At 51.7% G+C, this 12,765-nt stretch carries 12 protein-coding genes; 2 read left to right on the top strand and 10 right to left on the bottom strand.

Annotation, left to right across the window (positions count from 1 at the left end; genetic code table 11):
- Nucleotides 1-52 precede the first annotated feature (52 nt).
- Nucleotides 53-1,516 (bottom strand): catalase, encoded by a 1,464-nt coding sequence (locus AWM70_RS20540; protein ID WP_068699576.1) that lies wholly within the window; start codon nucleotides 1,514-1,516, stop codon nucleotides 53-55.
- A 313-nt stretch (nucleotides 1,517-1,829) separates the two neighbouring features.
- On the opposite strand from AWM70_RS20540, the gene AWM70_RS23000 reads away from it, so the two are divergent.
- Complete coding sequence (locus tag AWM70_RS23000; protein WP_083180456.1) at nucleotides 1,830-1,958, top strand: DUF4023 family protein; 129 nt, start codon at nucleotides 1,830-1,832, stop codon at nucleotides 1,956-1,958.
- Between the two features lie 124 nt (nucleotides 1,959-2,082).
- Here the strand turns inward: AWM70_RS23000 and AWM70_RS20535 are convergent, their stop codons facing one another.
- From AWM70_RS20535 to infC, 9 genes are all read right to left on the bottom strand, one after another.
- A complete protein-coding gene (locus tag AWM70_RS20535) occupies nucleotides 2,083-2,691 on the bottom strand; it encodes an MFS transporter (RefSeq protein ID WP_068699574.1) in 609 nt (202 codons plus the stop codon).
- A gap of 18 nt (nucleotides 2,692-2,709) precedes the next feature.
- The gene (gene pyk, locus AWM70_RS20530; protein ID WP_068699572.1) at nucleotides 2,710-4,125 is read right to left on the bottom strand and encodes a pyruvate kinase; all 1,416 of its coding nucleotides are present in this window, start codon (nucleotides 4,123-4,125) and stop codon (nucleotides 2,710-2,712) included.
- 133 nt (nucleotides 4,126-4,258) lie between these two features.
- Entirely contained in the window at nucleotides 4,259-4,432 is a 174-nt protein-coding gene (locus AWM70_RS23570) for a hypothetical protein (RefSeq protein ID WP_169823380.1), read from the bottom strand.
- Nucleotides 4,429-4,578, bottom strand: coding sequence for a hypothetical protein (locus tag AWM70_RS23565; protein WP_169823482.1), 150 nt, complete (start codon nucleotides 4,576-4,578; stop codon nucleotides 4,429-4,431). Before AWM70_RS23565 ends, AWM70_RS23570 begins: the two co-directional genes overlap by 4 nt.
- Nucleotides 4,579-4,619: 41 nt before the next feature.
- Nucleotides 4,620-6,074: a GerAB/ArcD/ProY family transporter gene (locus tag AWM70_RS20520; RefSeq protein ID WP_068699565.1), complete on the bottom strand. Its 1,455-nt coding sequence runs from the start codon at nucleotides 6,072-6,074 to the stop codon at nucleotides 4,620-4,622.
- Nucleotides 6,071-7,261, bottom strand: coding sequence for a Ger(x)C family spore germination protein (locus tag AWM70_RS20515; protein WP_068699563.1), 1,191 nt, complete (start codon nucleotides 7,259-7,261; stop codon nucleotides 6,071-6,073). Before AWM70_RS20515 ends, AWM70_RS20520 begins: the two co-directional genes overlap by 4 nt.
- A 37-nt stretch (nucleotides 7,262-7,298) precedes the next feature.
- Entirely contained in the window at nucleotides 7,299-9,764 is a 2,466-nt protein-coding gene (locus AWM70_RS20510) for a spore germination protein (protein ID WP_237167768.1), read from the bottom strand.
- A 222-nt stretch (nucleotides 9,765-9,986) separates the two neighbouring features.
- Nucleotides 9,987-11,750, bottom strand: coding sequence for a methyl-accepting chemotaxis protein (locus AWM70_RS20505; protein ID WP_068699560.1), 1,764 nt, complete (start codon nucleotides 11,748-11,750; stop codon nucleotides 9,987-9,989).
- A gap of 117 nt (nucleotides 11,751-11,867) precedes the next feature.
- Nucleotides 11,868-12,344 (bottom strand): translation initiation factor IF-3, encoded by a 477-nt coding sequence (infC, locus tag AWM70_RS20500; protein ID WP_068699558.1) that lies wholly within the window; start codon nucleotides 12,342-12,344, stop codon nucleotides 11,868-11,870.
- An 86-nt stretch (nucleotides 12,345-12,430) separates the two neighbouring features.
- Between infC and AWM70_RS20495 the strand changes: the two genes are divergently transcribed.
- The gene (locus AWM70_RS20495) at nucleotides 12,431-12,739 is read left to right on the top strand and encodes a hypothetical protein (RefSeq protein ID WP_068700915.1); all 309 of its coding nucleotides are present in this window, start codon (nucleotides 12,431-12,433) and stop codon (nucleotides 12,737-12,739) included.
- The last annotated feature ends 26 nt before the right edge of the window (nucleotides 12,740-12,765 follow it).

The raw sequence follows: 12,765 nt of genomic DNA, 5'->3' as shown, positions 1-12,765 counted from the left end.
GGCCGCCCCTCCAGCCTGATCTTTTTTTGGTTGCTTATCATCTTCTGTCCGATTAATGCGGCATGTTGGAAGGCATAAACCCTCCGATGTCAACACCCAGCGCTTGGGCAATCCGCATGCCGTATTGCATGTCTGCGCGGAAGAAGTTGCAAATCGCCCGAAGCTGAATTTTCTCATTCGTCTGCTTCAAGTCGTCTACGATATTGCTGATGAGATGGTCCTTCTCAACATCCGTGTAGCTGCGGTACAGCTCTCCAGCTTGTGTGAAGTCATCCGTCTTCTCAATTCTCTCCCGTCCGGCCTGCCCGCTGAGCGGCATGACGCTTTCCCTGTAAGCCGGATCCTCCTTCACGTTGTCCGTGTAACTATTTGGCTCGAAATTGATCGGCGAAGGGTCCTGGTTCACATTCATCTGTCCATCGCGCTGATGATTCCGCACTGGCGCATAAGGGCAGTTGACCGGAATTTGCATATAATTAGCGCCCAAACGATAGCGCTGCGTATCCGGATAAGAGAAAAGGCGGCCCTGCAGCAGCTTGTCTTCGGACGGCTCGATCCCCGGTACGGTCGCGCTTGGCGAGAATGCCGCCTGCTCAACCTCGGCGAAGAAATTCTGCGGATTACGGTTCAAAGTCATCGTACCCACCTTCATTAGCGGGTAATGTTCCTCGGGCCATACCTTGGTCGGGTCCAGCGGATCATAACTCCAGAGATCCAGATCCTCCACCGGCATCAGCTGCACATGCAGCTCCCACTGCGGGAAATCACCTGCGGCGATATGTTCATGCAAATCGCGTGTGGCATGGTTGAAATCTTTACCCTGCACTTCCACAACTTCTTCCGCTGATAAATTCCGAACTCCTTGTTTCGACTTCCATGTATATTTCACGTAAGTGACTTTGCCTTCGCTGTTCACCCATTTGAAGGCGTGAACGCCAAAACCGTCCATCTCCCGGTAGTTCGCCGGTGTTCCATGATCCGAGAACAGCCAGGTCAGCATATGCGTCGATTCCGGCGATAACGTCATGAAATCCCAATACCGCCCAGGCTCCTGCACATTCGTAGCAGGGGAAGGTTTCAGTGAATGCACCATATCCGGGAACTTCAGCGCATCGCGGATAAAGAATACAGGCAGATGGTTGCCGACGATATCATAGTTGCCTTCCTCCGTATAAAATTTCACGGCAAATCCGCGCGGGTCGCGGGCCGTTTCCGGCGATCCCGCCGAATTGATGACCGTCGAGAAACGGACAAACACCGGTGTTTCGCGGCCAGCTTCCTGAAGGAAGTGGGCTCGTGTATAAGCCCCCATCCCCGCTTCCGTTACAAAAACTCCATGTGCTCCGGCTCCGCGGGCATGAACGACACGTTCCGGAATACGCTCCCGGTCGAAATGCGCCAGCTTCTCCAGCAGATGATAATCTTCCAGCAGCGCCGGTCCCCGTCTGCCTGCCGTTCTGGAATTCTGGTTATCGCCCACCGGCGCGCCTTGATTTGTCGTCAATCTTTGATCCATATTATGAACACCTCATCGCGTGAATTTAGACTTGATCTAAATTTGATTCTAACATCATTGCTCTCATTAATCATGAAGGGCAAATGAAAGAAACATGAATGATCCTGAGACTAAAATGAAGAAAAATGAAGATCAATGAAGATCAATGAAGAGCCATGATCAATGTGGATCTATGTGGATCATTGAAGACAAGATCAACGCGGATCAGGCCTCCTTAACCCAGAGAAGCTCGACTTTGTGACGCTCGTTCATGATTTTTCAGCTAAGAGGGCATAGTAAATGGGGATTCTTATTCAGGGAAGGAGGGGCAGCCATGGACAGCACGCATGAGTTTGTGGAGAAAGTGCGGCAGCACCAGAAGAATCAGGAACGGAACAAAAAGAGGGGCCAAGGCACTCCTAATGCCGTACTGCCGACCAAACGGCACGGGACCAACAAATAGCCGATTGGCGAAAGAGGCAGCAACAATTCATTATAAAAGGAATAACAGGAGCGGGCGCTGCCTGCTCCTGTTATTCCTTTTCCGTCCTTTTCTCACGGCGTCCCGCTCACCAGTTGAACTGCATTTATGCTCTTTCCTCGAGGTTAACAAGAGACGCGGCCGAAGCGGCAGATGAAGACCGTGACCAGAACCGATGACCCCAGCCGATACCCGCCAGGCCAACGGCAGAAAGAAAGCACCCCGCAACCGTAAAAGTAAGGCGGGCCCCCAGCGTCTGCACGAGCGTTCCTCCCAACAGCGGAGCCGCAATTAGCACAGCGCTGAGTACGGTATTTTGAATGCCAAATATGCGTCCGGTCATGCTGGCAGGGGTTTCTTTTTGCAGGGCATAATTAAAAGTGATCAAGAACATCCCATTACCGATACCAAGAAGGAACCCACACATCAGCACAGCAACCGGAACCGGCATCGCCGCCTGCCTAAGAAACGTGAGTCCGGCTGCAGATAGGCCGATGAGTACATATCCTCCTCCCAATTTCCAGCCGTATGCCGTGCCTGAACTAAACCGGCCCAATAACAGCATGACCGCAGTCCCGGCGCCTGCAGCAGCAATAAAATAACTCATCAGATAATTGCTTGCCGGATCTATTTCCCGAAACAGGCTTGCAAACTGAAAATCAATCAGCTGAATGACCGTTGCCCCGATAAAGGCAAACATTCCGATCCATGCCAAGCATGAAATTCATATCTCCTAAATCTTCTGCACCTTCACCAGATTGGTTGTACCGGCCTGCATGACCGGCAGCCCAGCCGAAAGGACGATTGTATCTCCTTTATGAATATAACCGGTGGCCAGCGCATTGCGGATCGCTGATTCGAACATGTCATCCGTTGTCTCCACTTTGTCGCCCAGAACCGGAATGACCCCGGAAAGAAGGCAAATTTGCGGCAGCACGTGCCGCTGCGGCGTAACGGCAATAATCGGCGCCTCCGGCCGGTATTTGGAGACCATCCGTGCCGTAAACCCGCTTTCGGTCGATACAATTATCGCTTCAGCCTTCAGTTCAAGCGAGGCATTTACGGCGCTTTGGCTGATGACCTCGGTAATATCGGACGGATGCTGCATTCTTTTTCGGTTGAATTGTTCCTGATAGTTCAGGACGCTTTCCGCTTTCTTGGCAACGGTCGCCATCGTCTGAACGGCCTTGACGGGATATTTGCCCGCCGCCGATTCGCCGGACAGCATCACGACATCGGCGCCCTGCATGACAGCGTTGAATACATCGCCGACTTCGGCGCGTGTCGGACGCGGATTCACCTGCATCGATTCCAGCATGTGTGTAGCGACAATGACTGGCTTGCCGGCAAAGTTGCACTTCTCAATCATTTCCTTCTGCAGCATCGGAACATCCTCTACCGGAACCTCCACCCCCAAATCGCCGCGGGCTACCATTATGCCGTCCGAAGCCTCAATAATATCATCGAGATTGTCGATGCCTTCTCCATTTTCGATTTTAGAGATAATCTGAACATGAGCAGCGCCGTGCTCCTGCAGAATTTTTCGAATTTCGCGAATATCGTCTCCCCGGCGGACGAAGGAAGCCGCGATCATTTCAATGCCCTGCTCCAATCCAAAATGAATATGCCGAACATCCCGCTCGGTAACACCCGGCAGCGTCGTCCTTACTCCTGGCAGGTTAACTCCTTTGGTTGGTTTCAATGGGCCTCCGCTGATCACCTTGGCCCGCATTTCCGTTCCGTCCACCTTGACGATATGCAGCTCAATCAACCCATCATTAATAAGCACTCTATCGCCCGGCTTTACCACCTTTGGCATATCCGGATAATTGACGGAGACCCGCTCGGCATCCCCTTCTATCGTTTCCGTGGTCAGCGTAATCGCAGCACCCGGCTCCAGCATAACCGTACTTTCCTTCAGCTTGCCGATCCGGATTTCCGGACCTTTAATATCCATCATCAGCGGGACAAACGTGTTCAGCTCCTCCGCCGCCCGGCGTACACCTGCGATTCTTCTGGCGTGATCCTCCAGTTCGCCATGTGCCATATTCAGACGTCCAACCGTCATGCCTGCCTGGATCATCTGCTTCAATACATCCGGTTCGTCACAAGCAGGGCCAAGTGTACATATGATTTTTGTCTTCTGCACTTTATACAACCTCCTTCAGTTATAAGGTGAATCCCCCTACCTATCCTTACCCGGTTCTTCAGCCTTCCACAAAAAAGCCCCCGCTGCCGGGGGCTCAAGCTGACCGTCGATGAACTCTGCCAGCCGCTGTATCCTACTCTTTCGGGGAGTCCAGATACTCGTCCAGAATACCGCTGCCATCCTGGCTGTGGTTCTTGAACTGAGCTTTTCTTCCGGCTCTCCGTTCGCCGCGTCCGCCGGCAGTATCGCTTTGGCCGTTGTTGCTGGCTATTTGACGTTCATGCTTCTGATGTTTGTCTTTGGTCATGGTTTGCTCTCCTCCTGAACTAAAAGGGCGGAAGCGCCCAGAATTCTCTTCTCCATGCTGGACGAATCAAGTTCAGCCATAGTATGCCTTGTCCCCCCGCGGGACATGCATCCGGCAGCCCAGGCGTCCATTTCCTTTGCGGACAAAACGGCAACAACGGGGCCCCCCTTGCCACACTGCATCCTGCTTAACTCTCTTCCTGATTGGAGTCCTGACGCTGTGAACCGCTTTCGCGCTGGTTCCCCTCCTGTGCTGCTGGTCTCTGCTCATGGGTTTGCTGCCCGCCGGCGGCCTGCTGCTCATTGCCGGCTTGCTTCTGTTCTTCGGACTCAAAAGACTGCTGTTCATCAGATGTTTGCTGCCCGTTTCCCTCCTGACTCACGTCCTTCGATTGCTGCTGATCTTTATCCTGGTGATCTCCCGAGGAATTCGGATGGTTTGAAGGATCTTGACCAGCTGGCAAGTCCTGGCCGCCTGCAGAGGTTTGATTTTGATCTTCGTTTGTCTCCTGACCGCTTGTTGCTTTCTGATCCCCCGACTGCTTGCCCGGCTTCCCGGACCTGAACCGGATGGCCGATACAATTAACAGCAGCAGCGGAATCACGTAGCCGTTCAGGGGTAGAAAAATGCTGATCCATAATCGGTTCATGATCAACTCGTTCGGGAGGTTGCTTCTGATCAGGAGAAAGCTTAGAACAGAAGTGGTCAGTACCGGGACGATCACAAAATGCTTCCAACGTTTCTCCTTCCCTACCCATTGGGCTAGCCCATAGCCGGCAATGAATAAATAGATCGACATCTTTACAAAAATGCTGACCAGCCAAACAGCCATAATCAAAATATCCATATTTTGAATGAATTCCATTAGATAAACAAGCTTTACCATATCAAAAAATGGATATTTCAGCTTGGAGGCAATATGCCAGCCAAAGGTCATCAAAACCCACAAAATCCCCATCGTAATAAAGAAAGCAGACATAAGCAAACCGGAAAGGGCTGCTCTTTTAGTTTTTTTGTCCGGTTTATCGACAAAGGCAATAAGCATCATGATGTTAACCGACTCCGCGAGCAAAGAGGCCGGAACCAGTGATCCGGTAAGGATGGGCCCCATGCCCGTCAGACCATAAACCGGAAACAAAGCTCTCCAATCCAGGTTGTTCAGCGTAAACCCAAAGGTGAGGATCATAATCACAATCAAAATAGGTGCCCAAAGTTGTGTACAGCGTGCAATAATTTCTATCCCCCCTTGCAAAACGGTGTAAATCATCACCAAAAGCAAGGAGCCTATGATCATCCAGGCCGGGGTCATGAACAAAACGTTGGTATGCACAAAATGATATTGATCCCGCATAATCAACGGAATAACAATGAACCACTGAGCCATATACGGGATAACAACCAGCTTCCCCAGCCACTTGCCTAATATCACCGTACTAAATTTAACTAATGTCTGGTTAGGATGCCTTAAAGATACAATCGTACCCAGATAAACCGCACCCAGACCAACCAAACCCGATATCATGGAAGAAAGCCAGGCATCCTGATGACCACTCCGAATGACAAGATTTATGGCGATCAGAAGATTGATCCCTACATTCAGCATCAAAATCATCCAGAAGAGCTGTTGGTTGCTGATCTTCATTCACTCTCTCTGCTCCTTTTAGGAATCACGGACTGTTCATACAGTCCCGTCCCCGTAATCTCCAGGTGCAATTTCACGTCTACCTCTGCCTGCTTAAAGGTCTGATCCCAATTGGGTTCAAGCTTCTTCCATTTATAAGGATGGAACATCCTTATCGTGTCCCCGAAATCAAACACATCCGTTCCATATTCGGTTTGAACTCTTTTGATTACCCGAATAACATCCGCTTGGAGTTGCGTCCGGAATTCCTGCTCAAGCTTCCGAATCACCTGATCTTTCGAAACATCCAGAGGCGTGTTGTTCTCCAGAATCTCTCCCCTGGCCTTAAGCCGGATTTTGAATGAGACTGTGCCGTCCTGAAAGATCGGGGTAACTTTGGAGCGAAGATGGCTTAGACGTATACTGACCGTATTTTCTTTGCCTTCGATGGTTCTAGTAACGTCTCTTTTCTTCAGTTCATCTGCTATCCATAGCCGTATCCAGAAATCATCAGTATTCAAATAGCCCACAAGTTTGATATCTTCATCCATAATCGCAATCCCATCAATCTCCAGGGTTGGCTGCGGCGGACTATCGCTTTCCGTTTTCTTGGGCACTTCCCGCTCCGGGTTCACGACCTCCAGAGTAGGTATGACCCCGCATTTGTTTTTGTTGATTTGGATAAAGAAGTCCAGCAGGGAACGGCTGATTGGCGCTCCGAGCTTCTCCTGGATTTTCTGTACGGCTATTGAAGGGTTGGTCTCCAGCTTGTAATACAGGGCCATTGCCTCCTGCGCGGTTCCATTCTTGACTATAAAAATATTGCTGCGCGGCCGGACATTCGGACTTCTTGTATATTCGTCCATTAAATGGGCCATGCCGTGTTTAGCCAGACTCTCGCCGATAAATATATTCCGGCGATGCCCGGAGAAGGTGACACGAGACAGCTTCTTCTGCATATTCTGACCGGCATCGGTAATATCCTTGCCGATCGCGCTTTCCGTAATGAACCCAGGGCTCCCCCCGCTTCCTTCCTGAGATTTGACAGCCATGGGAAGGACAATGTTAGCCGTCGCCAAGTAACGCCCGTCTTCAAGCAAATCCATCCCCCATCCAAGGAGGATGGCCCGGTCATTCAACTCCAGGCGATCCCAGCATCCCGTCAGCGGGAGCATGCACAGCAAAACAAGCGTTATCTTTCTCCACATGCTGTCATTCCCTCACTTTTTCTCAAAATTCAAGCAGCTACTTCCCCGGTGAACGCTTCCGGTTCCGGCCGGTAAGTGTACCCATACGTTTGTTCATCTTCCACTTTGGCGCGCGGATCAGGATGTCCCGTAAATTAGAGGATTCAAGCGGTGATGCCGGTGCCATATACGGAATTCCAAACGGCCGAAGCGACACCAGATGCACTGTCATCAGAATAAGGAACAGCATGACGCCGTAGAAACCGATGAAGCCGGAGATCAGCAGCAGCGGAAACCTCAGCATGCGGAACGAGGTCCCGATGTTGTACATCGGGAAAGCAAACGACGCGATCCCCGTCAGCGATACAATGATAACCATCGAACTGGAGACGATTCCAGCATCAACTACGGCTTGTCCGATAACGAGTGCTCCCGCGATACTCACGGCAGGCCCCACTTGTTGCGGCAGGCGAATGCCGGCTTCCCGAAGCCCCTCAAAAATAATCTCCATCAGCAGCGCTTCAATCATTGCCGGGAAAGGCACGCCCTCACGCGCCGAGGCAATACTGATGAGCAGCGGACCCGGAATGACCTCCGGGTGGAAGGTTGTCAAGGCCACGTACAAGGAAGGCAACAGCAAGGAAATATGAACAAAAATATACCGAAGCCACCTTATAAGGGAAGCATACATCGGTCTTTCGGTATAATCGTCGGCCGCCTGCAAGCCGGCCCAATAGGTCATCGGGGCAATAAGCACAATCGGCGAGTTGTCCACAATAATGACGACCTTTCCCTCCAGCAGGCTCGCTGCGGCGACGTCCGGCCGTTCCGTATTCTGTATCTGCGGAAACGGGGACCAGACGCTGTCTTCGATGTATTCCTCTATGTCCTGGGAATAAAGCAGTCCATCGACATCAATATCCTTAATCCGCCCTTTGACTTCCTCAACCAGCGAGTTCTTGGCAATGCCGTCGATGTACATCAGCGCAATGTTGGTGCGAGTAAAGGTACCGATCGAAAGCGACTCCGCTTTCAAACGGGGGCTGACGATACGACGCCGGATTAATGAGGTGTTGGTGCGCAGGGATTCGGTAAATCCGTCACGCGGCCCGCGGACTACCTTCTCCGAAGTGGGTTCGCCAATGGATCTTTGCTCCATTTTGATCAAATCAATGATCAGCACCTCTGATTCTCCATCCATCAGAACGGCCGTCTGGCCCTTCATAATGCTCTGAAGAATCGGTTTGAACTTATTCTCACGGGAGGTATGCAGGGCCGTCACCAGATATTCCTCAGGCAGTTCGGTTCCCTTCTGATCTCGGGACGGATGATCTTCGGATAAACCCGGCTTAGGCTTAGATGAATCATCCGAACGATTCGACGAATCCGATGGATCCGGCTGTTCAGTCTGCCCCGCTCGGCTGGATCGGACTGTCCGGCCCGTTCCTCCGCCAGGGCCTTCCATCAGCGGTCTTAATACGGCTTCCTCGACCTGCTGGGAATCGCACATGCCGTCCAGATAAACCAGAACCCCATCCTTACCGGAGGAGTAGAGCTTAAAAGGACGGTAGATGATATCCGAGCAGTTCTCCAGGCTTGTCTTCAATCGTGCCAAATTAGCCTGCAGATCAGATCCCAGCGGAGCTTCGCCCTCCGGTTCGCCGGACGAGCTACCGTCCCCCCTCTTCTGACTGGAGCCGGAGTCATCGAATTCCGGCTTGGAACGGCTTGAGCTTTCGCCGCCATCCGATTTGGAAGGTGAAGCGGAAAACGGCTTGTCCTGGCTGTCCGGCCCGTTCGCATGGTTTTGTACTCCACCAGAGGTTGGGTTCTCATCCTGGCTCTCTTCCTGCCCTTTCTCTTGCTCACGGTCCATTTCCCGGCTTTGCTCTTGCCCTTCGTTGTTCCCTTCACTTCGGCCTTGGTTTTTTTCCTGGACTCGGGCTTGGCTGCTTTCTATCTTTTGATCCTTGCTCTCTCCCTGACCTTCTTCATCCCCGCCGTTTTTGTTTTGATTTTGGTTTGGATCGGCGAATTCGGCTGGAGAGTGATTCGCTTCGCTGCCCGGATTTGGGTCCTCCTCCTGCTCACCGCTTTGTTCATCAAATTCCCGGCTCATTTCTTCTTTGTAGTCCTGAGGCCGCCTCTGATTCCGGCCTGGCTGGTCTTCTCCCCCGTTCTCCGCCAGTTGCTCCTCCCCCAGCTCCTCCCGGTTCATCAGCTGTTTACGCTGCTGATCCTCACTTTGGGTTTGGCTTCGAGTTTGGCCCTGGGTTCCCTTTCCGCTTTGGACTTGATCCAGGCTCCCGTCCAGGTCCTGATCCAGATCAAAGATCTGTGCCTGCCCCAGGTCTTGTTTCTTCGCTTTATCCTGATCTTGATCCTGATCCTGAGCCAGCTCTTGGACCAATTCCTGAATCAGTTCCTGAACAAGCTTATGATCCTCCTCCTGCTGCCATTTCTGCTCTTGATCCTGATCCGGTTCGTCTTTTCCATTATTATTTTTGTTCCTGAACCATGACACGCCCCTCACCTCTTGGTGTTGGTATTTGCCGCTTTTAGCAAAAATATGCATATTGCTTGATGGAAAAACAGCGGACGAACCCCCGACTTCGTCCGCCGCTCAGGATCGGGGAATAAAAGGGCCCGATCGTTGCCTTTTTTCCGTTTGGAGAATAAAAAACAATAAAGGCACCCCATTTTCGCGTAATGGGATGCCTTAGAGACTGCTGTTATATGAATCCAACTAAGCTTTGAATTTCTCTACCGACTGGCGCAGCTCCTGCGCCATTTCGCTCATCGACTGCACCGAATGGGAGATTTCCTCCATAGAGGCCTGCTGCTCTTCCGCCGCAGCCGCCACATTTTGTGTAAATTCGGACGTTTGCTGGGAGATTTCCGCAAGTTCCATTATAGAAGCGGTAATTTCCTCCGAGCCTGCCGACATTTGCTGCGAGGAAGCCGAAACCTCCATAATCTGTTTTGTAACCTCTTCTACCGCATGGATGATGTCTGCAAACGCCTCATGAACCCCGTTTACGATACCGGACATCTGCTCCACCTCTGCTGAACCCTTCTCCATGGTCTGCATCGCCAGGTGAGTCTCCGTACGAATGACCTGTACCAGGTCATAAATCTCAGCGCTGGAGTCCCGCGACTGCTCGGCAAGCTTGCGGATCGAATCGGCTACCACCGAGAACCCGCGTCCGTGTTCCCCGGCCCTGGCCGCCTCAATAGCCGCATTCAGCGCCAGCAGATTGGTCTGCTTGGCAATTTCAGCGATCAGATTCGTAATGCCGCCGATCTGGTCGGACAGCGCTCCTAGCTTGCCAATCGTTGCCGACGCTTCGCCCACCGCCAGCTGAATCGCCTTCATCTGCTCCAGATTATGCTCCACCTTCTCTCCACCCTGTCCCGCGATGCGAAGCGCGCTGCTCGAGGATTCAGCTGCGGAGGAAGCGGACTCTGCGATACGCTGAATCCCGACGGACATTTCCTCCAGGCCCCGGCCGCTCTCTTCCGTGCTCCGCTTCTGGCGTTCAGAGCCTGCAGCCACCTCGGAAATCGAGTGGGAAATCGACTGGGCGGCTTGTGTTGTATGCTCGGAGCCCATTTTAAGGACTTCTGCCGTCTTGGAGACCTCTTCGGAGGACAAGGTGATTTTGGCAATCATATCCCGGATATTTACGATCATGGTACTAAAGTGCTCGGCAAGCTTGCCGAGTTCATCCTTGCGTTTGATGGTCAGCGTCTCGGTCAGGTCGCCTGCAGCCACTTTTCTGGTGAGGCGTGTAAGCACACCAATCGGTCTCAGCATCAGATAGATAACCACTGCAAGGATTAATACGCCAAGGATACCCGCGCCAATCCCGATAGAAATCGCTCTCCATAAACTGTCCCGCAGCTGGTTCAGAATATCCCCGTAGTCAAAATCAATAACTAATACGGCAATCTCCTTGCCGTTTTCATTCTTGATCGGAGCCATAACACTAATCCATTTGCCCAGATCATCCGTATAAACCTCAGTCATGCCTTGCCCGTGTGCTTCTGCCGTATCCATTGCTTTCTTATATTGATCTTGGAGGACATAAGGCGTCATCGAGGTGATTCCGGACTGGTATAAAGCTTGATTGCCGAACAGCACTTTACGGCTTGGCTTGCCGTCGAGCTGCTCTTCTTTCTCCTTGGGCTGAAGCAAATAAGTGTTCTTGATCACTCCGGTGCCGCTGAACATGTCCATCATTTGCTGAGTCGACTTAAACCAGACCTGCGTCAAGTCAGGGTTGGTGTTATCCCCCAATCTCAGAATGGATTGCTCCAGGGTCGAAGCTTGATCCTCTAATGGTTTCTGAATAAGGGCCAGATTTGTTTTCAACTGGCTGTAGTACAAATTCTTTTGCTCGTTATAGGATACCAGGACCATACCCGTGATAATGAGAATAAAGCATACAGCAGCCAAACCAATTAAACGCGTGATCATACTTTGTTGGATTCTCTTTATCATGCTCATCACTCCGACCTCTCCTCTAGTTCCCTCTTTAGAGTTTTTTCGTCAGAATAGGTCGAAATATTTAGGTTTTAGCGAAAAATCCCCCATTTACGCGATTAAACAGCCAAATATTACGTTTTATGTAAGGGATTCGAGCTCTACCTGCGCCTGTCTCCCGCTTAGCTGGATTCCCGTGCGGGGACGGCCGGCCGTCTTCAAATCGGCTTGCAGCTGCTGAAGCAGGGCTTTGGCCTGCTCCCCCTGTTTGCCGGATATCTTTACAGTCAGAAGCACCGAATGACCGGCCTGCAGCCATTTCTCGGCCTGGCGTTTCTTCGTGTCGTAATCATGCTCTTCAATTTCAGGGGTAAAGCGGAGTTCCTTGGATTTGGCCGGCCCGGCTTTTTTCTTGGCCTGGTCCCGTTCCTCGCGAGCTTTCCCGGCTCCAACCAGCCGGCAGGGCGGCGGGCTGCTCATCAGCGATTCGCACACCAGATCGACTTTGTATTTCCTGGCCAGGGCCAGCGCCTCCAGTGTCGGCATAATCCCCAAATCCTCACCGTCCAAGCCGGTAAGCCGGACTTCCGAAGCTTTGATTTTTTCATTTTTGATCATTTGTCACCCTCCAGGCCTTTTCGATATAATGGTGTTAAATTGGAAAGGTTCTTACAGAAAGGAATGTAACCTCTATGGATAGCAAAATGGATGCCAAAGAACGGGAGCAGCGCATCATCGACAGCTACCGCCAGGACGAGCATATGATGATTCTTGTCTTCGCCCAGTGGTGCGTGAACCACGATCTGAATCCCGCCGAAGTTTATGTCCAGGCTTACCCCGATCAAGGCGACAATCCGGTCCTGAAGCAGATGTCAGAGTTGACCGTGCCGAAGGAAGAAGCCGGCGAAATTGCAGATGACACGCTGCTTGGCGTATTGTCGATGTTCGGCAATGAGGATTTGGCTTTTGTTGTAACGGAAGAAATCGCCAAACAACAACAGCGCCGCAAGTAGGTCCCGCTGCCGGCCGGATTGTTGAT

It is taken from the genome of Paenibacillus yonginensis (genome assembly GCF_001685395.1).
GTDB classification, from domain to species: Bacteria; Bacillota; Bacilli; order Paenibacillales; family Paenibacillaceae; genus Fontibacillus; species Fontibacillus yonginensis.
The sequence above is the reverse complement of the archived record's forward strand: the minus strand, read 5'-3'. Positions and strand labels throughout refer to the sequence as shown.

Bases quoted from the DNA above. Each gene is read 5' to 3' on its own strand.
- infC (WP_068699558.1), bottom strand. From the start codon at position 12,344: ATGATCAAAAATGAAAAAATCAAAGCTTCGGAAGTCCGGCTTACCGGC.
- AWM70_RS20495 (WP_068700915.1), top strand. From the start codon at position 12,431: ATGGATGCCAAAGAACGGGAGCAGCGCATCATCGACAGCTACCGCCAG.
- AWM70_RS23000 (WP_083180456.1), top strand. From the start codon at position 1,830: ATGGACAGCACGCATGAGTTTGTGGAGAAAGTGCGGCAGCACCAGAAG.
- AWM70_RS23570 (WP_169823380.1), bottom strand. From the start codon at position 4,432: ATGACCAAAGACAAACATCAGAAGCATGAACGTCAAATAGCCAGCAAC.
- AWM70_RS20520 (WP_068699565.1), bottom strand. From the start codon at position 6,074: ATGAAGATCAGCAACCAACAGCTCTTCTGGATGATTTTGATGCTGAAT.
- AWM70_RS20515 (WP_068699563.1), bottom strand. From the start codon at position 7,261: ATGTGGAGAAAGATAACGCTTGTTTTGCTGTGCATGCTCCCGCTGACG.
- AWM70_RS20505 (WP_068699560.1), bottom strand. From the start codon at position 11,750: ATGAGCATGATAAAGAGAATCCAACAAAGTATGATCACGCGTTTAATT.
- AWM70_RS20540 (WP_068699576.1), bottom strand. From the start codon at position 1,516: ATGGATCAAAGATTGACGACAAATCAAGGCGCGCCGGTGGGCGATAAC.